Here is a 22,650-nt window from a genome sequence, read left to right as displayed (position 1 = left end):
AGCAAATTGCTACCCTCTCAAACTCGACTACTCTTCGCTGAACAAATCGCCGCCGTGCATGTCGATCATTTCCAGCGCCTTGCCACCACCACGGGCGACGCAAGTCAGTGGATCTTCTGCAACTACGACAGGAATACCTGTCTCTTCCATTAACAGGCGGTCGAGGTTACGCAGCAGCGCACCACCACCGGTCAGAACCATACCGCGCTCGGAGATGTCGGACGCCAGCTCTGGTGGGCACTGTTCCAGCGCAACCATTACCGCGCTCACGATGCCAGTCAGTGGTTCCTGCAGTGCTTCCAGAATTTCGTTGGAGTTCAGGGTAAAACCGCGTGGAACACCTTCAGCCAGGTTACGACCGCGAACTTCGATCTCACGCACTTCATCGCCCGGATAAGCAGAGCCGATTTCGTGTTTGATACGCTCTGCGGTAGCTTCACCGATCAGAGAGCCGTAGTTACGGCGCACATAATTAATGATGGCTTCATCGAAGCGGTCACCACCGATACGTACGGAAGAGGAGTACACCACGCCGTTCAGAGAGATAACGGCGACTTCAGTGGTACCACCACCGATATCCACCACCATAGAACCGGTAGCTTCAGAAACAGGCAGACCAGCACCGATTGCCGCAGCCATTGGCTCTTCAATCAGGAACACTTCACGTGCACCTGCACCCTGGGCAGATTCACGAATTGCGCGACGTTCAACCTGGGTTGCGCCAACCGGCACACACACCAGAACACGCGGGCTTGGACGCATGAAGCTGTTGCTGTGAACCTGCTTGATGAAGTGCTGAAGCATTTTTTCAGTCACGAAGAAGTCAGCGATAACGCCGTCTTTCATTGGGCGAATGGCGGCGATGTTGCCAGGGGTACGACCCAGCATCTGCTTCGCGTCATGACCCACTGCGGCCACGCTTTTCGGCGAGCCCGCACGATCCTGACGAATGGCCACAACAGAAGGCTCATTCAATACGATGCCTTGTCCTTTTACATAAATAAGGGTATTCGCGGTACCCAGGTCAATGGACAGGTCATTGGAAAACATGCCACGAAATTTTTTCAACATACTAAGGGATAATCCTGAAAGCTGGGGCGGAAAACAAAATCCGCTTACTTTACCAACCACACGCAGCAGCGACAAGGCGCAAAAATCATCTGCAACGGTGAAAATTTGTGCAGTACGTTTCCTGATGTTACAAAATCATCCCCTGACTCCCTCAGGGCTGAGTAAACAGTAGCGTTCCCCACTGACATTTGTAACCCGTTAAAGGTCGTTCACTGGCTTTTTGCTCGACATACTCAAAGCTACAGGCGCGATATTCTACGTGAAAACAGCGTAAACGGCAGGTCAAACAGAGTATCTTTGCAAATATTTTTTCACGTTGGTGTCAAGCGGTTGAGAGGCAGCAAAAAAATCCCCCTGACCACCCATAACACCGCGCTCTTTTAACATCTGCCATTCGCTTCTGGAGCGTACGCCCGTAGCAAATACTTGTGTCCGCGTTCCCTTGCATGCTTCTACCAGACTCTGTACCAGCAGCTGGTTTTCCGTACGCTTCTCAATATTCCTTACCAGGCCTGGATGTAGCTTTAATAGCTCCACATCCAGCTCCTTGATCCAGTTGGTACTGACCAGCGTTAAACCTGCCTGCGTCACCGCGACACGCGCGCCGAGCGCATTGATCAAACGTACCACCGGGCGTAACCGGCTGATGTGTTGACCTACATCCGCCTCAGCAAGTTCAAAAATAATGTGTTTGCGTTGCGATTTTTCGCATTGCATTAATGTATCACGCAGCCAGCGCTGAAAACGTGGGCGTATTAACGACTCCACGGTGACCTGTAACGCGAGGTTTTCTTCAGGCCAGAAGGATAAAAACGGAATCAGCCGGGTAATTTGCTGGCGGTCATACTCTTCGGAGAGCCCAAATTGCAGCACCATCGGCAGATATTCCGCAGAGATAACCTCTTCCGTGCCGTCAAAAATACGACACATCAATTCACGGTGGTGGACGTTGCCATTTTTCATGACCGCGGGTTTTTGATAAATGCGAGGCCCGCCGCGGCTAAGCATTTGCTCAATCAGCGTTCGCCAGCGCACGTTGCCGCGCCCTTTTTCCGGCAGAGAGTCATCATATACCGCCCACCCGTTCGCCCCCTGCAGAACGGCGTTGCGGGTGGCGGCTTCGGCGTGTTCCATCACCTGTTCTGCCGATTGCCCGCCACGCCAGGCGCAGATCCCCATGTGCACCATATCGTCCCTGTCGAGCATTTTGCTCTGCGGCAGCGCATCCACCGCTTTCAGCAACTGGCTGGCGATGCTTTCGGACTCTTTCAGAGTGCGATGAGGCAGCAATACGGCAAAGTCGCTGCGGTGATAGCGGGCCAGCAGCGCCCCCGGGTAGCGCATAATAAAGGTGGAGAGCAGGTTAATCAGCGTAAAGAGATTTTCTTCCGCGGCCCGCTGTCCCCAGGTATCGCGCAGGAGATCGAAATCGGGCAGGCGAATCATCATCACCACCCCGTGTGTTCCCACCTTTTCCGAATCGTCGAGCAGCGTGGCGAGCTGATTATCAAAGAAGAGTCGGTTGTTCAGGCCGGTTTTATTATCCTGCGCGGCATACGAGCGGATCAGCGTATCCATACGGCTGCGCTGTTCGCTGGCAAACTGGATTTCTGAGAGTAGCGTATCCAGCGCGCTGCTGGCGCGTGAAGGCCATTCATGAACTGAGCCGCGCACCTGCGGGCCGCGTTCACCGTTAAGGATCCGCAAGGAGCGGAGCTCCAGCAGCTCCTGACCAGAAAGCTGGCGCCGCAGCCAGCGGACCGCGAGAAAGATCAGCAGGACAATAAACACCACGGCGACGGTGAGCGGCGCGGTGGTCATCATGGAACGGAAATAGCTGGCCATCGGATCGAGATAGACCATGTGGATGGTCATGCCCGGATTTTTGAGGGAGTGCACCGTCACTTCCCGGTACTGGCTCACCACGCCCGCGGGGCGATAGCTTCCCTGACGTTCATGGCTTAAAACGCGATGCTTTCCCTGCTGAATGTCGATCTGAACAATATCAACAGGTACCATCAACTCATCGAGCTCGCGGGAGAGCGCCGGCAGCGGCGTCGTCAGCAGACGCGTATCAATCACCGATGCGACAGACTGTACCCGGTTGACCAGCTTGTCCTGTATGGCGTTGTAAAAGCTTAGAGAGCAGCCCAGAAGCGTGACAAAAATGGTCAGCCCCGTCAGCAAGGTGATAAAAGCTGAGAACTTCGTCGTTAATCGCATCCTTGAGATAACTCCGTGGGTTGATGGGGTAGCAAGTAAGCGCTAACTTGCATTTCAAATGCGGCATACTACCAAACCTGGTGTATCTGGCAATTTATTGCGTTAAATCGGCACTGCGTTTCCCTGAGCGAGTATAGTCTTCAGAAATTATTTTCCAATCATCTGAGTCGAGAGGACCCCGTATGCAGGCTTTGATCTTAGAACAGCAGGACGGCAAAACGCGTGCCTCAGTGCAGGCGGTTGAAGAGGGTCGCCTGCCGGAAGGCGAAGTAACCGTCGATATCGACTGGTCCAGTTTAAATTATAAAGACGCGCTGGCTATCACCGGTAAGGGTAAAATCATCCGAAATTTCCCTATGGTGCCGGGAATTGATTTCGCTGGCCAGGTTCATACCAGCGAGGATCCGCGCTTCCATCCGGGCCAGCACGTGCTGCTTACCGGGTGGGGCGTCGGTGAAAATCACTGGGGCGGTCTGGCAACGCAGGCGCGCGTTAAGGGCGACTGGCTGGTGCCGATGCCGAAAGGCATGGATGGCCGCAAAGCGATGATTATCGGCACCGCAGGCTTTACCGCCATGCTGTGCGTGATGGCGCTGGAAGATGCGGGCGTCCGCCCTGAGTCGGGTGAAGTGGTCGTCACCGGCGCCAGCGGTGGCGTCGGCAGCACGGCCGTTACGCTACTGCACAAGCTGGGCTATCAGGTCGCTGCGGTGTCGGGTCGCGAAAGCACCCACGATTACCTGCGTCAGCTCGGTGCCAGCCGCATTCTTGGCCGCGACGAGTTTGCCGAAACTCGCCCTCTGGAAAAACAGGTCTGGGCAGGTGCGGTGGATACCGTCGGTGATAAGGTGCTGGCAAAAGTGCTGGCGCAGATGAACTACGGCGGCTGCGTCGCAGCCTGCGGACTGGCCGGAGGATTTGCCCTGCCAACTACCGTGATGCCATTTATTCTGCGTAACGTACGCCTGCAGGGTGTGGATTCCGTGATGACCCCGCCAGTCCGTCGTCTTGAAGCCTGGGAACGGCTGGTGCGCGATCTGCCGGAATCCTTCTATACCCAGAGCGCAACGGAGATAACCCTCAGCCAGGCGCCGGAATATGCCAGTAAAATCATGGACAATCAGTTCCACGGTCGCGCGCTGGTGAAAATCGCCTAATCTTCAAATTTTCGTGACATATTCGCGCGAATCCCTCTCCTCCGTCATGCTTAGTAAAACGCATGACGGAGGATGCCATGAAAAATCGAAAACTGACGGAAGCCGACGTAACGTCTGAGTCTGTCTTTATGTTACAGCGCCGCCAGATCCTGAAAATGCTTGGCATCAGCGCCACCGCGCTCACGCTCTCACCGGCGGCACACGCCGACCTGCTCGACTGGTTTAAAGGCAACGATCGGCCAAAGGCACCTTCCGGCGCACCGCTCACCTTCACGAAACCCGCCCAATGGCAAAATAAACTGACGCTCACGCCGGAAGATAAAGTTACCGGCTACAACAACTTCTACGAATTTGGTCTCGACAAGGCCGATCCTGCAGCCAACGCAGGCAGCCTCAAAACCGATCCGTGGACGTTGAAAATTGAGGGCGAAGTGGCAAAACCCCTGACGCTGGACCATCACGATCTCACCACCCGTTTTCCCCTCGAAGAGCGTATCTATCGCATGCGCTGCGTGGAGGCGTGGTCGATGGTAGTGCCCTGGGTAGGCTTCCCGCTGCATAAATTGCTGGCGATGGCTGAGCCCACCAGCAACGCAAAATATGTCGCTTTCCAGACGCGTTATGCGCCGGACGAGATGCCAGGGCAGAAAGACCGGTTTATCGGCGGCGGGCTGGAGTATCCCTATGTCGAAGGGTTACGTCTCGACGAAGCGATGCATCCCCTTACCCTGCTGACCGTCGGCGTTTATGGCAAAGCGCTTCCCCCGCAGAACGGCGCCCCCATCCGTTTAACCGTGCCGTGGAAATATGGCTTCAAAGGGATTAAATCTATCGTCAGCATTAAGCTCACTCGCGAACGTCCGCCAACCACCTGGAATCTGGCGGCGCCGGACGAATACGGTTTCTTCGCGAACGTGAATCCGCATGTGGATCACCCGCGCTGGTCGCAGGCAACCGAGCGTTTTATCGGTTCCGGCGGCGCGCTGGACGTCAAGCGCCAGCCGACGCTGCTGTTTAACGGCTATGCCGATGAAGTGGCTTCCCTCTACCGTGGGCTGAATTTACGGGAGAATTTCTAAGTGCGTTTAACGGCAAAGCAGATTACCTGGCTGAAGGTGCTGCTGCACCTGGCCGGGTTACTTCCTTTTATATGGCTGTTCTGGGCCGCCAGCCAGGGGCTCTTTAGCGCAGACCCGGCCAAGGATATTCAGCATTTTACGGGTCGGATGGCTCTGAAATTTTTGCTGGCGACCTTGCTCGTCTCGCCGCTGGCGCGCTACGCTAAACAGCCATTATTGATACGAACCCGTCGGCTTTTGGGGCTATGGTGTTTTGCCTGGGCGACGCTGCACCTTACCAGCTATGGGCTGCTGGAACTGGGCATCAACAATCTGGCGCTGCTGGGCCGAGAACTGGTGACACGTCCTTATCTGACGCTGGGTATCGTGAGCTGGCTGGTTTTACTGGCGTTAGCGCTGACGTCTACGCAGTATGCGCAGCGTAAGCTGGGCAGGCGCTGGCAACTGTTGCACAACTTCGTCTATCTTGTCGCGATCCTCGCCCCCATTCATTACCTGTGGTCGGTGAAGATCCTCTCGCCTCAGCCAGTCCTTTACGCACTGGCGGCCGTGGCACTTTTAGCATGGCGTTACAAGAAGTTCCGCCAGTGGTTGCGATAGTTCGCGAAACTGTGCGTTTTCCCGCAGATTCCCCGTCAACCGCAAATCTTTTTCGGATAGCGGTTGATAATCTTCCCTGATAAGACCAGTATTTAGCTGCTAAATGCTACGAAATCGTTATAATGTGCGACCTTGGTTCGCCTGACAGCGGTTTTAAGCCTCTGAAAAGGTGACAATTGCGCTTCGAAGGTATATTTTGTTTTTTACCGGAAAATCGCAGGAGATGGCAGCACAATGACTGATAAGTTCCATATCTTAGTTTTGAACGGACCGAACCTGAACATGCTCGGCACCCGTGAGCCAGAGAAGTACGGCACGCTGACATTAAGTGAAATTGTTAACCGTCTGGGAACGGAAGCAGCGTCACTGAATGTGGATTTGGATCATTTTCAGTCGAATGCGGAGTACGCACTCATCGACCGTATTCATCAGGCTAAAGACAATGTGGACTATATCCTGATTAATCCGGCCGCGTTTACGCACACCAGTGTTGCTATCCGTGACGCACTGCTTGCGGTGAGTATCCCGTTTATCGAGATCCACCTCAGTAATGTGCACGCCCGAGAGCCGTTCCGCCACCATTCGTATCTGTCGGATATCGCTGCTGGCGTTATCTGCGGACTGGGCGCTGACGGCTATTCATACGCTTTACAGACAGCGGTAAAACGCTTGTCACAATCACACTAAACAAGAGTACGGAACCCACTCATGGATATTCGTAAGATTAAAAAACTGATCGAGCTGGTTGAAGAATCAGGCATCTCCGAACTGGAAATTTCTGAAGGCGAAGAGTCTGTACGCATCAGCCGTGCAGCCCCAGCCGCTAGCTTCCCGGTAATGCAGCAGGCTTATGCTGCGCCAGTGCAGCAGCCTGCGCTCTCTGCAGCCGTTGCACCAGCAGCTGAAGCCGCACCTGCCGCTGCAGCAGAAATCAGTGGTCACATCGTACGTTCCCCAATGGTTGGTACTTTCTACCGCACCCCGAGCCCGGACGCGAAGGCGTTCATCGAAGTGGGTCAGAAAGTCAACGTAGGCGATACCCTGTGCATCGTTGAAGCGATGAAAATGATGAACCAGATCGAAGCAGACAAATCAGGTACTGTGAAAGCGATTCTGGTCGAAAGTGGTCAGCCGGTTGAATTTGACGAGCCGCTGGTCGTCATCGAGTAACGAGGCGAACATGCTGGATAAAATTGTTATCGCCAACCGCGGCGAGATTGCTCTGCGTATTCTTCGTGCCTGTAAAGAACTGGGCATCAAGACCGTCGCTGTGCACTCAAGCGCGGATCGCGATTTAAAACACGTATTGCTGGCGGATGAGACGGTCTGTATTGGCCCGGCTCCGTCCGTAAAAAGCTATCTGAACATCCCGGCTATCATCAGCGCCGCTGAAATCACCGGCGCGGTGGCAATTCATCCGGGTTACGGCTTCCTCTCTGAGAACGCCAACTTTGCTGAGCAGGTTGAACGCTCTGGCTTTATCTTCATCGGCCCGAAAGCCGACACCATCCGCCTGATGGGCGACAAAGTGTCTGCGATCACCGCGATGAAAAAAGCCGGTGTTCCAACCGTACCAGGCTCTGACGGCCCTCTGACCGACGACATGGATGCTAACCGTGCTCATGCTAAACGCATTGGCTACCCGGTTATCATCAAAGCGTCCGGCGGCGGCGGCGGTCGCGGTATGCGCGTTGTGCGCAGCGATGCTGAACTGGCTCAGTCCATCTCCATGACCAAAGCTGAAGCGAAAGCCGCTTTCAGCAATGACATGGTGTACATGGAAAAATACCTGGAAAACCCACGCCACATCGAAATTCAGGTGCTGGCAGACGGTCAGGGTAACGCCATCTATCTGGCAGAACGTGACTGCTCCATGCAGCGTCGTCACCAGAAAGTGGTCGAAGAAGCACCAGCACCGGGCATTACCCCGGAACTGCGTCGCTATATCGGCGAGCGTTGCTCCAAAGCGTGTGTCGATATCGGCTATCGCGGTGCGGGTACCTTCGAGTTCCTGTTCGAAAACGGCGAGTTCTACTTCATTGAAATGAACACCCGTATTCAGGTTGAACACCCGGTTACCGAAATGATCACCGGCGTTGACCTGATCAAAGAACAGCTGCGCATCGCTGCGGGCCAGCCGCTGTCCATCAAGCAGGAAGAAGTTGTGGTGAAAGGCCATGCGGTAGAGTGCCGTATCAACGCCGAAGACCCGAACACCTTCCTGCCAAGCCCGGGTAAAATCACGCGTTTCCACGCGCCGGGTGGCTTTGGCGTGCGCTGGGAGTCTCATATCTACGCCGGTTACACCGTACCGCCGTACTATGACTCAATGATCGGCAAGCTTATCTGCTATGGCGAAAACCGTGACGTGGCGATTGCCCGCATGAAGAACGCCCTGCAGGAGCTGATCATCGACGGAATCAAAACCAACGTTGATCTGCAGATGCGTATCATGAGTGACGAGCACTTCCAGAATGGTGGAACCAACATCCACTATCTGGAGAAAAAACTCGGTCTGAACGAGAAGTAATACAGCATCTTTGCTAAAAGGCCGGATTTTCCGGCCTTTTTTATTTCTGGGGCCTGGAAAGCCTCATCATGTACAATCCCCGCTTTCTTCATCCACAAGGGACAAACAATGGACAAACGTTTTGTTCAGGCCCATAAAGAAGCGCGCTGGGCGCTGTGGCTGACCCTTCTCTATCTCGCAGCATGGTTAGTAACTGCTTACTTACCTGATTCCGCTATCGGCATAACTGGCCTGCCGCACTGGTTTGAAATGGCCTGTCTGCTGGTTCCGCTGGTGTTTATCCTGCTGTGCTGGGCGATGGTGAAATTCATCTATCGTGATATTTCGCTGGAGGACGATGATGCAGCTTGAAGTCATTCTGCCGCTTATCGCGTATTTGCTGGTCGTGTTTGGTTTGTCCGTTTATGCCATGCGTAAAAGGGCAACAGGCACCTTCCTGAATGAATATTTTCTTGGCAGCCGTTCGATGGGCGGCATCGTTTTAGCGATGACGCTGACAGCCACTTATATCAGTGCCAGTTCATTTATTGGCGGTCCCGGTGCTGCCTACAAATATGGGCTAGGCTGGGTGCTGCTGGCAATGATTCAGCTTCCGGCCGTCTGGCTCTCTCTGGGTATACTCGGCAAGAAATTCGCTATTCTGGCCCGTCGTTATAACGCCGTGACGCTGAACGACATGCTGTTTGCACGGTACCGCAGCCGTTTACTGGTATGGCTGGCAAGCTTAAGCCTGCTGGTCGCTTTTATTGGCGCGATGACGGTGCAGTTTATTGGCGGAGCCCGTCTGCTGGAAACCGCAGCAGGGATCCCGTACGAGACAGGCCTGCTTATCTTTGGGATCAGTATCGCGCTCTATACGGCGTTTGGTGGATTCCGCGCCAGCGTGCTGAACGACACCATGCAGGGCATGGTGATGCTCATCGGGACCATCGTGCTGCTGGTTGGGGTTGTCCATGCCGCAGGGGGGCTGAGCCACGCCGTTGAAACCCTTGAAGCGATTGACCCGAAGTTGGTCGCTCCACAGGGTGCAGATGACATCCTTTCGCCAACCTTTATGACCTCTTTCTGGGTGCTGGTCTGCTTCGGCGTCATTGGCCTGCCGCATACCGCCGTACGGTGTATCTCATATAAGGACAGTAAGGCCGTCCATCGCGGGATTATTATCGGGACCATTGTGGTGGCGATACTGATGCTGGGCATGCATCTGGCAGGTGCATTAGGCCGTGCGGTGATTCCGGACCTCACAGTGCCCGATCTGGTGATCCCAACCCTGATGGTTAAAGTGCTTCCACCGTTTGCTGCCGGGATTTTCCTTGCTGCGCCGATGGCTGCCATTATGTCGACAATCAACGCTCAGCTGCTGCAAAGTTCCGCTACGATTATCAAAGATCTTTATCTGAACTTGCATCCCGAGCAGATGGAAAACGAACGGCGCTTAAAGCGTATGTCTGCGGTGATTACGCTGGTATTAGGGGCACTGCTGCTGCTGGCCGCATGGCGCCCGCCGGAGATGATCATCTGGCTGAATCTGCTGGCGTTTGGCGGCCTTGAAGCCGTTTTCCTGTGGCCGCTGGTGTTAGGGCTCTACTGGGAACGCGCGAACGCTGCGGGCGCGCTGAGCGGCATGATTGTCGGCGGTGTGCTGTATGCCGTTCTCGCTACGTTTAAAATTCAGTACCTGGGCTTCCATCCGATTGTGCCTTCGTTACTGCTAAGTTTACTGGCGTTTGTGGTGGGGAACCGTTTCGGTCAGCCCGCGCCACAACCCGCTATGATTTCTTCTGATAAATAAAGAGTTTTGCCATGCCGTGGATCCAACTAAAACTGAACACAACCGGCGCTAACGCCGAGGAACTGAGCGATGCGCTGATGGAGGCCGGCTCGGTCTCTATCACCTTCCAGGACACGCATGACACGCCGGTCTTTGAGCCACTGCCGGGTGAAACCCGCCTGTGGGGCGACACCGACGTTATTGGTCTGTTTGATGCCGAAACCGACATGAAAGAAGTGGTCGCGATTCTGGAAAATCATCCTCTGCTGGGCGCGGGCTTTGCGCACAAAATCGAACAGCTTGAAGACAAAGACTGGGAACGCGAGTGGATGGATAACTTCCACCCGATGCAGTTCGGCAAACGCCTGTGGATCTGCCCAAGCTGGCGCGATGTTCCCGATGAAAGCGCGGTTAACGTGATGCTCGACCCGGGCCTGGCGTTTGGTACCGGCACCCATCCAACGACCTCCCTGTGCCTGCAGTGGCTGGATGGTCTGGATCTTGACGGTAAGACGGTGATCGACTTCGGCTGTGGATCCGGGATCCTCGCGATTGCCGCCCTGAAGCTGGGTGCGGCAAAAGCCATCGGGATCGATATCGATCCACAGGCGATTCAGGCCAGCCGCGATAACGCAGAACGCAACGGCGTCTCCGATCGTCTGGAGCTGTATCTGCCGGATGCGCAGCCAGAAGCCATGAAAGCAGATGTGGTGGTCGCCAACATTCTGGCGGGCCCGCTGCGCGAGCTTGCTCCGTTAATCAGCGTGCTGCCCGTTGAGGGCGGTCTGCTGGGGCTTTCCGGTATTCTGGCAAGCCAGGCTGATAGCGTGTGTGAAGCTTATGCCGATCTCTTTGATCTCGACCCGGTGGTGGAAAAAGAAGAGTGGTGTCGTATCACCGGTCGTAAAAAATAAGAATCTGGCGTGGTCATCTGACCACGCCTTTCTGCCTCTGATAATTTTCTCTCCTCCGGTCATTCTTCGGTAATATACCCATACAAATCATGTTGATTTGTATTACAAAAATTCACCGGAAGAATATGATGAAACACATTACAGGCAAGGCAGCGCTGCTGACGCTGAGCATGATCTCGGCTTCGGCATTCGCATCACACTGGGGCTACGAAGGAAATAGTTCACCGGAACACTGGGGCGAACTGGATGAGGCATACAAGACCTGTCAAAACGGAATGAACCAGTCTCCCATTAATATTGATTCAACCGTTGACGCCCATCTCTCCCCGCTACAAACGCACTACATTGATGGCCCCGTGACGCTGACAAACAACGGCCATACCATTCAGGCCAGTGAACCGGCTGACACCCGCGATACCCTTACTCTGGATAAGCAAACCTGGACGTTACAGCAGTTCCATTTCCACGCGCCGAGCGAAAACACCGTTCACGGCAAGAGATATGCGATGGAAATGCACCTGGTTCATAAAAATGCCGGCGGAGAACTGGCGGTGGTGGCGGTCATGTTCGATAAAGGGACCGCAAACCCGGAACTTGAAAAACTGTGGAGCGTTATGCCTCAGCTGGCCGAGCAGAACGTCTCCATCAAAGATAATCTCAACCTGAACACACTGCTGCCGAAAGATAAAACGTACTGGCGCTTTAGCGGTTCACTGACCACCCCACCGTGCTCAGAAGGCGTCACATGGATTGTGCTTAAGCACCCCATGACGGTTTCTGCAGAACAGCTCGAAAAATTCACCCATACCATGCACCACGATAATAACCGTCCGGTACAGTCGCTGCATGGGCGTGTTGTGGTCGAATAAGACGCATTTTTCGCATGACGATCATGTTCTAAAATGCGACGCAGATCGCAAAGAAGCGGGATAATCTGCTGCTAAAAACAGCAGATTATCCCGCGTCAGTGACGCTTTTATTCAGAAATGATGAGAAGTTACGGGAAATTGTAAGCGTCCATAAAATAACCATTCCCGCATAACATAATGATTTAAATAATGAATAATTTTGAACGGACAGATTGAGCGGCGATTCCTTGATCTACAACAGTGGATTGTTCAAAGTTTGGCCTTTCATCTCGTGCAAAAAATGCGTAATATACGCCGCCTTGCAGTCACAGTATGGTCATTTCTTAACTCATGCGCATCGGACACCACCAGCTTAGAAATCGCCTGATCGCAGCCCCAATGGCAGGTATTACAGACCGGCCGTTCAGGACGCTGTGTTATGAGATGGGAGCCGGTTTAACCGTATCCGAGATGATGTCGTCTAACCCGCAGGTTTGGGAAAGCGATAAATCCCGCCTTCGGATGGTGCACGTTGATGAACCAGGTATTCGCACCGTGCAAATTGCCGGAAGCGTGCCTGAAGAGATGGCAGATGCCGCGCGGATTAACGTGGAAAGTGGTGCCCAGATTATTGATATCAATATGGGGTGCCCGGCCAAAAAGGTGAATCGCAAGCTTGCAGGTTCAGCCCTTCTGCAATACCCCGACCAGGTGAAATCTATCCTGACGGCGGTTGTCAGCGCAGTGGACGTTCCTGTTACGTTGAAGATTCGCACGGGTTGGTCGCCGGAACACCGTAACTGTGTAGAAATTGCCCAACTGGCCGAAGACTGTGGCATTCAGGCCCTGACCATTCATGGACGCACTCGCGCCTGTTTGTTCAACGGTGAAGCTGAATACGACAGCATTCGGGCAGTTAAGCAGAAAGTTTCCATTCCGATTATCGCGAATGGCGACATAACTGACCCGCTTAAAGCCAGAGCTGTACTCGACTATACGGGAGCTGATGCTCTGATGATAGGACGTGCCGCTCAGGGAAGACCCTGGATCTTTCGGGAAATCCAGCATTATCTGGACACTGGGGAGCTGCTTGCCCCGCTGCCGCTGGCAGAGGTTAAGCGCTTGCTTTGCTCGCATGTTCGGGAATTGCATGACTTTTATGGTCAGGCAAAAGGGTACCGAATTGCGCGTAAACACGTCTCCTGGTATCTCCAGGAGCATGCTCCAGATGACCAGTTTCGGCGCACATTCAACGCCATAGAGGATGCCAGCGTACAGCTGGAGGCGTTGGAGGCATACTTCGAAAATCTTGCGTAATGAAATAAAGAGCTGACAGAACTATGTTCGAACAACGCGTAAATTCTGACGTACTGACCGTATCTACCGTAAACTCTCAGGATCAGGTAACTCAAAAGCCCCTGCGTGACTCGGTTAAACAGGCACTGAAGAACTATTTTGCTCAACTGAATGGTCAGGATGTTAATGATCTGTATGAGCTGGTACTGGCTGAAGTTGAACAGCCACTGTTGGACATGGTGATGCAATACACCCGCGGTAACCAAACCCGCGCTGCGCTGATGATGGGTATCAACCGTGGTACTCTGCGTAAGAAACTGAAAAAATACGGCATGAACTAATTTCGGTTAGCGAAATGCTTGTTTAAAAAGGCGCTACCTGGCATGGGGATGCGCCTTTTTTATTTCCTCCCCCCTCTCCGTCAACGCTTTGTAAACCTTCGCTTATCCCGCTTTTAAAGCGCGTCTTTTCGTGTATATTTTCCCCCACTCTACTGGCGCTCTTCTCGCGGAATGACACAATGATTCGTAAATACTGGTGGCTGGTTGTCTTTGCAATCTCCGTTCTCATCTTCGATACGCTCCTGATGCAGTGGATTGAACTGATGAGCACCGAGACCGATAAGTGTCGCAATATGAACTCCGTGAATCCGCTGAAATTAGTGAACTGCTCAGAGCTCGACTAACCGCCCGATCGCGCAAACCGCCCCCTTATTACCCACTAAAAACGGGGATTTAAATCCCTTTGAGCCGTTACCTTACGGTGATAATGTCTCGCCCTTCTCAACCGCTCTAGCGTAACCTCACACTCGAGTAGAACCGACCATGCTGGTTAGCCAATACAACCATATCCTTGTAGTCCTCTCCTTCGTAGTTGCCATCCTTGCGGCGTATACCGCGCTGAATATGGCTGCACGCGTCGCCGGGAGTCAGGGCGTTGCTGCCCGCGTCTGGCTGGCTGGCGGCGGAATTGCAATGGGCATTGGCGTATGGGCCATGCATTTTATCGGCATGCTGGCGATGGACCTCTCCATGAGCATGAGCTACAACGCTACCCTGACGGTGTTATCCATGGTCATCGCCGTAGGGTCGTCGCTGTTTGCGCTATGGCTCGTGAGCTGTGAACAATTGCGCTTGCGCCGGCTGCTGCCCGGCGCGCTGGTGATGGGAAGCGGTATTGTTGCAATGCATTACACCGGCATGGCGGCGCTGGAAGTGATGCCCGGGATTATCTGGGACAAGTTGTGGGTGGCTATTTCGGTCGCGATTGCGCTTGCCGCTTCACTCGCGGCCTTATGGCTGACCTTCCGCCTGCGTCACGAAGCCGCGCAGGTCGTACTGATGCGCATGGGTGCCGCCATCACGATGGGGATTGCCATTGCCGGTATGCACTACGCCGGGATGAAAGCCGCACAGTTTCCGATGTCCACAATGGTTCATCATGACGGCATTAACGGAAGCTGGCTGGCGGTGCTGGTCAGCGTCGTCGCGCTCTCTATTCTTGGGATCACCCTGCTGGTGTCGATGCTGGATGCCCGCCTTCAGGCACGTACCGCCCTTCTGGCCTCGTCGCTTGCAGAAGCGAACCGGGAGCTCGCTCAGCTGGCGCTGCAGGATACGCTAACGCGTCTGCCGAACCGCATCCTGCTGGAAGACAGACTCGATCAGGCCATCAGCAAAGCCGACCGTGAAGGTACCCATTTTGCCCTGATGTTCATGGATCTCGACGGTTTTAAAGCCATCAATGACGCCTACGGCCATGATGTCGGTGACAAACTGCTGGTCGCCGTTACGCAGCGCTTGCTGCTTCTGCTGAAAGGCCAGTTTACCCTCGCTCGCATCGGCGGTGATGAGTTTGTCCTGCTGGCAGAGGGAGAAGGTCCGGACGATGCGGCCTCGCTGGCCAATTCCCTGGTGCGCGCGATCGATAGCCCGTTCAATATCGATCCCTATGAACTGGTGGTGACCCTCAGTATCGGTATTGCACTTTATCCTCACGACGGCAAAACCGAGCGCGAGCTGATGTTTAACGCCGATGCGGCGATGTACCACACGAAGCATATGGGCCGGAACGGTTACCACTTTTTCCAGCCTTCCATGAACACCCTGGCACAGACCCATCTCCAGCTGATGAACGATCTGTGGATGGCGATCGATCGCAATGAGCTGCGCCTGCTGTATCAGCCAAAATTTCACGCCCCGGCGGGGCCTATCCTTGGATTTGAGGCGCTATTGCGCTGGCAGCATCCTAAACAGGGATTACTGACCCCGGATCTTTTCCTGCCGCTGGCGGAAAAAACGGGGCTTATCATCCCGATTGGCAACTGGGTGATGAATGAAGCCTGTCGCCAGCTGCGGGAATGGCATCTTCAGGGGCATCAAAGCTGGTCAATGGCGGTAAACCTGTCAACATTGCAATTCGAACAACCTTCGCTGGTTAAAACGGTTCTCGACTGCCTGGCACTTCACCATGTGCCACCGGAAATGCTGATCCTGGAAGTGACGGAAACCACTGCGATGAGCAATCCGGATGAGAGCGTGCGGGTGCTGACAGAGCTGACGAACGCGGGCGTGAAAGCCTCCATTGATGACTTTGGTACCGGGTACTCGAGCCTGCTGTATCTTAAACGCTTACCGGCCTGTGAATTGAAAATCGACAGAGCGTTTGTGAAAGAGTTAAGCGGGGAAAGCGAGGATGCGACTATTGTCTCCGCGATTGTGGCCCTTGCAAAAACGCTTAACCTGAAAGTCGTGGCAGAGGGCGTGGAAACTGAGGCTCAGCAAACCTTTTTGACCGAACTGGGCTGTAACACCCTTCAGGGTTATCTGTTAGGTAAACCGGTCAGCGCGCAGACCATAGAGGCACTTTGTGCCCGAGGGGAAATGGTACCCGGCGCGGAGCTGCAAGCATTATCATGAGGCGATACGCGAATGACAGGGAGTGTCGCCAGAATGCTATCGACCAGGGCTGGCGCCTGCTGATAAAGATTAAAACTGTCGTTATTCATTAACCAGTTTTTAATTATTCCGCTAAAAAAACCGTGGAATACGATCAAGGTGAGATCAACATTCACCTTTGACGAAATAATTTTCCGCGAAATACAGGCCTCCAGCGCGACGCGTAGCGTCTCATAATTGAATCCAATACGCTTTCTGATTTCACTCTCTGAAATCATATCGCTGCTAAATTCACACTTATGATACAGAATTTGCAAAAGTGCGCATTGCCGAGGCTCTTGCGCAATATACTGCAGCGCAGTAATAAATTGCTCACGAAGCATTAACAACGGGTCATCATTTTCGGAAAGAGAGAGCCTGTCGCGAATAATGTCGCGAAGCGGTAATTGCTGTTCCCAGATGGCATTAAATATTTCAGATTTACTGGTGAAGTGCCAGTAGATCGCGCCGCGCGTCACCCTGGCGGCATCCGCGATATCCGTCAGCGTCGTGCTGGCTACGCCACGCGTCGCAAACTGTCCGATAGCTGCCTCAATCAGCTGCTGCCGGGTTTGTTGAGCCTCTTCTTTCTTTTTACGCGCCATAGACAACTACTCGTTATGCACAAGGTTTAAAGGTATTACTGCGTTCATGGAAATGAAAGTATTCACCAAAATCCGTTTTAATTTTGCACAAAAAAAGTCAACGCGCATAATTTATAATTAATGCAAATACATCAAAACAAATAAATTCATGGCATGAATAATTAGAGAGCATTAAACCCTGATTATCTGATTAATTCGCCAGAAGTATACCGCTGAAAGTGCCGGGACCGATTCTGATTTTGTCTTCAGGCCTGGTCATTCGCACTTATAAATTAAAAAACATTAAATACCCTCATTATTATACGCAGCTACATTTTATTTTTTATCCCTCTGCCCCAGCTACCGGTTCACGGCATATATCGGTTAATGGGTATTTAAAGGAACAGCAATGACGAATTATTTCAGACGCTTACCCTTATCCGGTTTCATTGTCTGCGCGGTACTGCTCACTGGATGCGATGGTCAGGAAAAACAACAACAGTCCCCGCAGGCGCCTCAGGTCAGCGTGCACATCGTGAAAAGCGCACCTCTGGCTGTCACCACTGAACTCCCGGGCAGAACAGAGGCATTTCGGGTTGCGGAGGTTCGACCTCAGGTTAGCGGCATTATCCTGCGTCGCAACTTCGTGGAAGGTAGCGATGTAAAAGCGGGTGAATCACTTTATCAGATTGATCCTGCAACCTATCAGGCGGCCTATGACAGCGCGAAAGGCGAGCTGGCGAAGACCCAGGCGGCGGCCAGTATTGCGCACCTGACGGTGAAACGTTATCTCCCATTGGTGGGGACACAGTATGTCAGTAAGCAGGAGTATGACCAGGCCGTTGCCACAGCGCAGCAGGCAGATGCCAGCGTCGTTGCCGCAAAAGCCGGCGTTGAAAGTGCGCGTATTAACCTTGCCTATACCAAAGTGACGTCTCCTGTCGATGGCCGCATAGGCAAATCCAGCGTAACCGAAGGCGCACTCGTCACTAACGGACAAGCCGCAGCGCTGGCAACGGTCCAGCAGCTTGATCCAATGTATGTCGATGTCACCCAGTCCAGTAATGATTTTTTGCGCCTGAAACAGACGAGCCTGCAAAAAGGTGATACCGCCAGCACCGTTGAGCTGCTGATGGAAAATGGTCAGCCCTATCCGCTGAAAGGCACATTGCAATTCTCTGACGTCACGGTCGATGAAAGTACCGGCTCGATTACCCTGCGCGCTATTTTCCCGAATCCTCAGCATCTGTTGTTACCCGGCATGTTTGTTCGCGCCCGCATTGATGAAGGCACGCAGCCGGATGCGATTCTGGTTCCACAGCAAGGGGTAACACGTACGCCGCGAGGCGATGCAACCGTTCTGGTGGTGAATGATAAAAACCAGGTTGAGTCGCGTACCGTCGTCGCCCCTCAAGCGATTGGCGATCGCTGGCTGGTGACGGAAGGGCTGAAAAACGGCGATCGCGTCATCGTCAGCGGGTTACAGAAAGTCAGACCAGGGGCAACCGTCGTCGCCACGCCTGATACATCCACAGCGCCAGCCAGTTAAGGGACGACGACATGGCTAATTTCTTTATTCAGAGACCGGTTTTTGCCTGGGTACTTGCCATCATTTTAATGATTGCAGGCGGGCTGGCCATTCTCAAACTTCCCGTCGCACAGTATCCGACCATTGCGCCTCCCGCCGTGGCGATATCCGCAACCTACCCGGGTGCGGATGCTCAAACGGTGCAGGATACCGTGACCCAGGTTATCGAACAGAACATGAACGGTATCGATAACCTGATGTATATGTCCTCCACCAGCGATTCAGCGGGTAACGTCACCATCACCCTGACCTTCGAGTCAGGAACCGATCCGGATATCGCCCAGGTGCAGGTTCAGAACAAGCTGCAGCTCGCCATGCCGCTGCTGCCGCAAGAGGTTCAGCAGCAAGGAATTGGCGTTGAGAAATCCAGTAGCAGCTTCCTGCTTGTTGCCGGTTTTGTTTCAGACAACAAGAACCTTTCGCAAAATGACATCTCAGACTACGTCGCTTCGAACGTCAAAGATGCTATCAGCCGAACGTCTGGCGTCGGTGACGTTCAGCTGTTTGGTGCTCAGTATGCGATGCGCATCTGGCTCGACAGCAACGCGATGAACAAATACCAGCTGACGCCGCTGGATATTATCAACCAGCTTAAAACGCAGAACGACCAGATAGCGGCAGGCCAGCTGGGCGGAACGCCGTCCATTCCCGGGCAGCAGCTGAATGCCTCGATCATTGCGCAAACTCGCCTGAAATCACCGGAAGAGTTTGGTCGCGTGACGCTCAAGGTGAACCAGGACGGCTCGATGGTTCATCTGAAGGATGTGGCTCGCATTGAGCTCGGTGGCGAAAACTACAATATGGTGACCAAAATCAACGGGCAGGCGGCGACCGGCCTGGGGATTAAGCTAGCAACCGGGGCAAATGCGCTGGACACGGCGGCAGCCATCAAGAGCAAACTGGCGCAGCTGCAGCAGTTCTTCCCGCAGGGGCTAAAAGTAGTCTACCCCTATGACACCACACCTTTTGTGAAAATCTCCATTCACGAAGTGGTGAAGACCCTGTTTGAAGCGATCGTTCTCGTCTTCCTGGTTATGTACCTGTTCCTGCAAAACCTGCGGGCGACGCTCATCCCGACTATCGCGGTGCCGGTCGTTCTGCTGGGCACCTTCGCGGTTCTGGCAGCGTTCGGCTTCTCTATCAATACCTTGACGATGTTCGGTATGGTGCTGGCGATAGGCCTGCTGGTCGATGACGCTATCGTGGTCGTTGAGAACGTTGAACGCGTCATGGTCGAGGACAACCTGCCGCCGAAAGAGGCCACGCAAAAGTCGATGGAGCAGATCCAGGGCGCACTGGTGGGGATCGCCATGGTACTCTCGGCGGTCTTTATTCCGATGGCCTTTTTTGGCGGTTCGACGGGGGCTATCTATCGCCAGTTTTCGCTGACTATCGTTTCCGCCATGGCGCTGTCGGTACTGGTTGCGCTGATCCTGACGCCAGCACTCTGTGCAACGTTGCTTAAGCCCGTCTCCCACGATCGTCACGAGAAAAAGGGTGGCTTCTTTGGCTGGTTTAATGCGCGCTTCGATAAGAGCGTGGAGCACTATAGCAACAGCGTGAGCGGTATTTTGCGCAAGACCGGCCGCTATCTGGTGGTGTACGTCATTATCGTCGCCGGGATGGCGGTGCTCTTCCTTCGCTTGCCCACCTCCTTCCTGCCCGAAGAAGATCAGGGCGTGTTTATGACGATGGTTCAACTTCCGGCGGGCGCAACCCAGACGCGGACTCAGCAGGTACTCGACCAGGTTCAGAACTACTATCTGAACAACGAAAAGGCGAACGTGGAATCTGTCTTTACCGTTAACGGCTTTAGCTTTAGCGGCCAGGGTCAGAACTCCGGTATTGCCTTCGTCAGCCTGAAGCCCTGGGAGGAACGCCCGGGGGAGAAAAATGGCGTCGAGGCCATTGTCGGTCGCGCGACCAAAGCCTTCAGTCAGATTAAAGATGGACTCGTGTTCCCGTTTAACCTGCCTGCAATTATTGAGCTGGGTACCGCTACGGGCTTCGACTTTGAGTTGATTGACCAGGCGAACCTTGGGCATACGCAGCTGACTCAGGCGCGAAACCAACTGCTCGGCATGGTGAAAGAGCATCCTGACCTTCTGGTTCGCGTGCGTCCTAACGGGCTTGAAGATACCCCTCAGTTCAAGCTCGATGTCGATCAGGAGAAAGCGCAGGCGCTGGGCGTCAGTCTTTCTGACGTCAACCAGACGATCTCGACGGCTTTAGGTGGCACCTATGTGAACGACTTTATCGATCACGGTCGCGTGAAAAAGGTCTACGTCCAGGCCGACGCAAAATTCCGTATGTTGCCGGGGGATATCAATAACCTTTACGTGCGCAGCGCGAATGGAGAAATGGTCCCGTTCTCAGCCTTTAGCAACGCTCACTGGGTTTATGGTTCACCTCGCCTGGAGCGCTACAACGGAATGCCATCGATGGAGATCCTCGGTGAATCAGCTCCTGGAAAAAGTACCGGTGAGGCGATGGTCATGATGGAAAACCTCGCGGCAAAACTGCCTTCCGGTATCGGCTACGACTGGACAGGAATGTCTTATCAGGAGCGGCTTTCGGGTAACCAGGCGCCTGCACTGTACGCCATTTCACTGATCGTGGTGTTCCTGTGTCTGGCAGCCCTGTATGAAAGCTGGTCCATTCCGTTCTCTGTCATGCTGGTTGTACCGCTGGGCGTCATCGGGGCGCTTCTCGCAGCATCATTGCGCGGGTTAAACAATGACGTCTATTTCCAGGTCGGCCTGCTGACAACGATTGGTCTATCGGCGAAAAACGCCATCCTGATCGTCGAATTTGCTAAGGACCTGATGGATAAAGAAGGTAAAGGCATCATTGAGGCCACGCTGGAAGCCTCACGGATGCGCCTTCGCCCGATCCTGATGACGTCCCTGGCCTTTATTCTTGGCGTCATGCCGCTGGTGATCAGCACCGGGGCCGGGAGCGGCGCGCAAAACGCCGTCGGTACGGGCGTTATGGGAGGGATGCTTTCCGCAACGCTTCTGGCGATTTTCTTCGTACCCGTCTTCTTTGTGGTGGTCCGGCGACGGTTTACAAACCATAAGGATTAATCTTTCCCTGAAAGGCACCTCTGGTGCCTTTTTTATTTTTAACTTAAACAATGAATTAGGCATTACACAAAAGCAGTGTTAAAAATACGATGGTTTGCATTAAGTAAAAACAGCCTCTTGCAGCTTCATAATTTCTCCATTAATTCATCCTGAAACCGCTTTTTCTCCACGATTTTTACAAACTACATAATTTGAGATTATTCCTCGTGTAACGAGGAGTTACCCCGGTGGTAAAATAACCTCCAGTTCGTTAATAGCCCTCCTGGCTTTATAGCGGATGAGAAATAATACTGAGGTAACATCATGAAAAGATTCATTTCCGTTGCACTACTCGCTGCGCTGCTTGCTGGTTGCGCGCACGACTCTCCATGTGTACCGGTTTACGATGACCAGGGCCGACTGGTTCATACCAATACCTGTATGAAAGGCACCACCCAAGATAACTGGGAAACAGCGGGTGCTATCGCCGGCGGTGCTGCCGCAGTGGCGGGTTTGACGCTGGGTATCGTTGCCCTGACCAAGTAACATCTGTTAAGAAAGCGCGGCTCTGGCCGCGCTTTTGCTTTTAAAGAGTGCAGGATTTTTAAATAAGTAAAAAAATAGCCCCCTATTTATTCGCGCAATTAATTTTAGCCAGAAGCCAGTCACATCTTTTTCGTATACTTCTTTAAATTTCATATTCTATCGTGATGATTTTCACAGATTAATACTATTGAATACCCTGCCAATATTCACTCTGGAAACTATCTCTCCCTTTCCTCTAACTCTCCTTAAAACTTTTGCTCCGATTTGTGGCACAGGTTGTAATTTCGCACCGTTTCGGGGCGCTCGTTTTATTTAAGCCTGTCTACACTCAGCATTAAGCGTTCAATCATCACTTATTTTATCGAACGCAAAACTGGCATTACGTTTGCTTTATAAACGTTGGCCAACGCCACAGACAGGTAAAGCGTTTAAAAGCGCCTCT

The 22,650-nt window shown here is 53.4% G+C and carries 20 protein-coding genes; 17 read left to right on the top strand and 3 right to left on the bottom strand.

The window, feature by feature from the left end; translation table 11 throughout:
* Positions 1–27: 27 nt before the first annotated feature.
* Positions 28–1,071 (bottom strand): rod shape-determining protein MreB, encoded by a 1,044-nt coding sequence (gene mreB / locus ABR39_RS15545; protein ID WP_000913396.1) that lies wholly within the window; start codon positions 1,069–1,071, stop codon positions 28–30.
* Between the two features lie 282 nt (positions 1,072–1,353).
* Positions 1,354–3,294, bottom strand: a complete 1,941-nt coding sequence (gene csrD, locus ABR39_RS15540) for an RNase E specificity factor CsrD (protein WP_047347662.1) — start codon at positions 3,292–3,294, stop codon at positions 1,354–1,356.
* A gap of 182 nt (positions 3,295–3,476) precedes the next feature.
* Between csrD and ABR39_RS15535 the strand changes: the two genes are divergently transcribed.
* The 14 genes from ABR39_RS15535 to ABR39_RS15470 all read left to right on the top strand — a co-directional run bounded on the left by ABR39_RS15535 (position 3,477) and on the right by ABR39_RS15470 (position 16,407).
* A complete protein-coding gene (locus tag ABR39_RS15535) occupies positions 3,477–4,451 on the top strand; it encodes an MDR family oxidoreductase (protein WP_047347661.1) in 975 nt (324 codons plus the stop codon).
* A gap of 77 nt (positions 4,452–4,528) precedes the next feature.
* On the top strand, positions 4,529–5,530 hold the full coding sequence (gene msrP, locus ABR39_RS15530) for a protein-methionine-sulfoxide reductase catalytic subunit MsrP (protein WP_047347660.1): 1,002 nt from the start codon (positions 4,529–4,531) through the stop codon (positions 5,528–5,530).
* The gene (gene msrQ / locus ABR39_RS15525) at positions 5,531–6,130 is read left to right on the top strand and encodes a protein-methionine-sulfoxide reductase heme-binding subunit MsrQ (protein ID WP_047347659.1); all 600 of its coding nucleotides are present in this window, start codon (positions 5,531–5,533) and stop codon (positions 6,128–6,130) included.
* Between the two features lie 234 nt (positions 6,131–6,364).
* On the top strand, positions 6,365–6,817 hold the full coding sequence (aroQ, locus tag ABR39_RS15520; protein ID WP_023309405.1) for a type II 3-dehydroquinate dehydratase: 453 nt from the start codon (positions 6,365–6,367) through the stop codon (positions 6,815–6,817).
* Between the two features lie 21 nt (positions 6,818–6,838).
* Complete coding sequence (accB, locus tag ABR39_RS15515; RefSeq protein ID WP_010436174.1) at positions 6,839–7,300, top strand: acetyl-CoA carboxylase biotin carboxyl carrier protein; 462 nt, start codon at positions 6,839–6,841, stop codon at positions 7,298–7,300.
* 10 nt (positions 7,301–7,310) lie between these two features.
* Entirely contained in the window at positions 7,311–8,660 is a 1,350-nt protein-coding gene (gene accC / locus ABR39_RS15510) for an acetyl-CoA carboxylase biotin carboxylase subunit (RefSeq protein WP_023333644.1), read from the top strand.
* A gap of 108 nt (positions 8,661–8,768) precedes the next feature.
* The gene (locus ABR39_RS15505) at positions 8,769–9,011 is read left to right on the top strand and encodes a YhdT family protein (RefSeq protein ID WP_047347658.1); all 243 of its coding nucleotides are present in this window, start codon (positions 8,769–8,771) and stop codon (positions 9,009–9,011) included.
* The gene (gene panF / locus ABR39_RS15500) at positions 9,001–10,452 is read left to right on the top strand and encodes a sodium/pantothenate symporter (protein ID WP_047347657.1); all 1,452 of its coding nucleotides are present in this window, start codon (positions 9,001–9,003) and stop codon (positions 10,450–10,452) included. The genes ABR39_RS15505 and panF overlap by 11 nt, the downstream gene beginning before the upstream one ends.
* 11 nt (positions 10,453–10,463) lie before the next feature.
* Positions 10,464–11,345 (top strand): 50S ribosomal protein L11 methyltransferase, encoded by an 882-nt coding sequence (prmA, locus tag ABR39_RS15495; RefSeq protein WP_047347656.1) that lies wholly within the window; start codon positions 10,464–10,466, stop codon positions 11,343–11,345.
* 128 nt (positions 11,346–11,473) lie between these two features.
* Positions 11,474–12,214 (top strand): carbonic anhydrase, encoded by a 741-nt coding sequence (locus ABR39_RS15490; RefSeq protein WP_047347655.1) that lies wholly within the window; start codon positions 11,474–11,476, stop codon positions 12,212–12,214.
* A gap of 330 nt (positions 12,215–12,544) precedes the next feature.
* The gene (gene dusB, locus ABR39_RS15485; RefSeq protein WP_047347654.1) at positions 12,545–13,510 is read left to right on the top strand and encodes a tRNA dihydrouridine synthase DusB; all 966 of its coding nucleotides are present in this window, start codon (positions 12,545–12,547) and stop codon (positions 13,508–13,510) included.
* A gap of 23 nt (positions 13,511–13,533) precedes the next feature.
* The gene (fis, locus tag ABR39_RS15480; RefSeq protein ID WP_000462905.1) at positions 13,534–13,830 is read left to right on the top strand and encodes a DNA-binding transcriptional regulator Fis; all 297 of its coding nucleotides are present in this window, start codon (positions 13,534–13,536) and stop codon (positions 13,828–13,830) included.
* Positions 13,831–14,009: 179 nt separating this feature from the next.
* Positions 14,010–14,174 (top strand): DUF2556 family protein, encoded by a 165-nt coding sequence (locus tag ABR39_RS15475; protein ID WP_023309432.1) that lies wholly within the window; start codon positions 14,010–14,012, stop codon positions 14,172–14,174.
* 139 nt (positions 14,175–14,313) lie between these two features.
* On the top strand, positions 14,314–16,407 hold the full coding sequence (locus ABR39_RS15470; RefSeq protein ID WP_047347653.1) for a putative bifunctional diguanylate cyclase/phosphodiesterase: 2,094 nt from the start codon (positions 14,314–14,316) through the stop codon (positions 16,405–16,407).
* On the opposite strand, the gene envR is transcribed toward ABR39_RS15470, so the two are convergent.
* On the bottom strand, positions 16,311–17,030 hold the full coding sequence (gene envR, locus ABR39_RS15465) for an acrEF/envCD operon transcriptional regulator (protein WP_047347652.1): 720 nt from the start codon (positions 17,028–17,030) through the stop codon (positions 16,311–16,313). The genes ABR39_RS15470 and envR overlap by 97 nt on opposite strands.
* A gap of 388 nt (positions 17,031–17,418) precedes the next feature.
* Between envR and ABR39_RS15460 the strand changes: the two genes are divergently transcribed.
* The 3 genes from ABR39_RS15460 (at position 17,419) to ABR39_RS15450 (ending at position 22,208) form a co-directional block, all read left to right on the top strand.
* Positions 17,419–18,558 carry an efflux RND transporter periplasmic adaptor subunit gene (locus ABR39_RS15460; RefSeq protein ID WP_047347651.1) on the top strand — a complete coding sequence of 380 codons (1,140 nt, stop codon included), beginning with the start codon at positions 17,419–17,421 and terminating at the stop codon, positions 18,556–18,558.
* A gap of 11 nt (positions 18,559–18,569) precedes the next feature.
* Complete coding sequence (locus ABR39_RS15455; protein ID WP_047347650.1) at positions 18,570–21,683, top strand: efflux RND transporter permease subunit; 3,114 nt, start codon at positions 18,570–18,572, stop codon at positions 21,681–21,683.
* A 303-nt stretch (positions 21,684–21,986) separates the two neighbouring features.
* Positions 21,987–22,208, top strand: a complete 222-nt coding sequence (locus tag ABR39_RS15450; RefSeq protein WP_008502867.1) for a lipoprotein — start codon at positions 21,987–21,989, stop codon at positions 22,206–22,208.
* Positions 22,209–22,650: the final 442 nt, after the last annotated feature.

Origin of the sequence: Enterobacter genomosp. O, from assembly GCF_001022965.1 — a bacterium.
In the GTDB taxonomy this organism is placed as follows: Bacteria; Pseudomonadota; Gammaproteobacteria; order Enterobacterales; family Enterobacteriaceae; genus Enterobacter; species Enterobacter cloacae_L.
This window is presented reverse-complemented; position numbering and strand designations above follow the sequence as displayed.

Bases quoted from the DNA above. Each gene is read 5' to 3' on its own strand.
- ABR39_RS15460 (WP_047347651.1), top strand. From the start codon at position 17,419: ATGACGAATTATTTCAGACGCTTACCCTTATCCGGTTTCATTGTCTGC.
- msrP (WP_047347660.1), top strand. From the start codon at position 4,529: ATGAAAAATCGAAAACTGACGGAAGCCGACGTAACGTCTGAGTCTGTC.
- csrD (WP_047347662.1), bottom strand. From the start codon at position 3,294: ATGCGATTAACGACGAAGTTCTCAGCTTTTATCACCTTGCTGACGGGG.
- mreB (WP_000913396.1), bottom strand. From the start codon at position 1,071: ATGTTGAAAAAATTTCGTGGCATGTTTTCCAATGACCTGTCCATTGAC.
- fis (WP_000462905.1), top strand. From the start codon at position 13,534: ATGTTCGAACAACGCGTAAATTCTGACGTACTGACCGTATCTACCGTA.
- ABR39_RS15455 (WP_047347650.1), top strand. From the start codon at position 18,570: ATGGCTAATTTCTTTATTCAGAGACCGGTTTTTGCCTGGGTACTTGCC.
- panF (WP_047347657.1), top strand. From the start codon at position 9,001: ATGCAGCTTGAAGTCATTCTGCCGCTTATCGCGTATTTGCTGGTCGTG.
- ABR39_RS15535 (WP_047347661.1), top strand. From the start codon at position 3,477: ATGCAGGCTTTGATCTTAGAACAGCAGGACGGCAAAACGCGTGCCTCA.
- dusB (WP_047347654.1), top strand. From the start codon at position 12,545: ATGCGCATCGGACACCACCAGCTTAGAAATCGCCTGATCGCAGCCCCA.
- ABR39_RS15450 (WP_008502867.1), top strand. From the start codon at position 21,987: ATGAAAAGATTCATTTCCGTTGCACTACTCGCTGCGCTGCTTGCTGGT.
- ABR39_RS15490 (WP_047347655.1), top strand. From the start codon at position 11,474: ATGAAACACATTACAGGCAAGGCAGCGCTGCTGACGCTGAGCATGATC.
- accB (WP_010436174.1), top strand. From the start codon at position 6,839: ATGGATATTCGTAAGATTAAAAAACTGATCGAGCTGGTTGAAGAATCA.
- ABR39_RS15475 (WP_023309432.1), top strand. From the start codon at position 14,010: ATGATTCGTAAATACTGGTGGCTGGTTGTCTTTGCAATCTCCGTTCTC.
- accC (WP_023333644.1), top strand. From the start codon at position 7,311: ATGCTGGATAAAATTGTTATCGCCAACCGCGGCGAGATTGCTCTGCGT.
- aroQ (WP_023309405.1), top strand. From the start codon at position 6,365: ATGACTGATAAGTTCCATATCTTAGTTTTGAACGGACCGAACCTGAAC.
- envR (WP_047347652.1), bottom strand. From the start codon at position 17,030: ATGGCGCGTAAAAAGAAAGAAGAGGCTCAACAAACCCGGCAGCAGCTG.
- ABR39_RS15470 (WP_047347653.1), top strand. From the start codon at position 14,314: ATGCTGGTTAGCCAATACAACCATATCCTTGTAGTCCTCTCCTTCGTA.
- ABR39_RS15505 (WP_047347658.1), top strand. From the start codon at position 8,769: ATGGACAAACGTTTTGTTCAGGCCCATAAAGAAGCGCGCTGGGCGCTG.
- prmA (WP_047347656.1), top strand. From the start codon at position 10,464: ATGCCGTGGATCCAACTAAAACTGAACACAACCGGCGCTAACGCCGAG.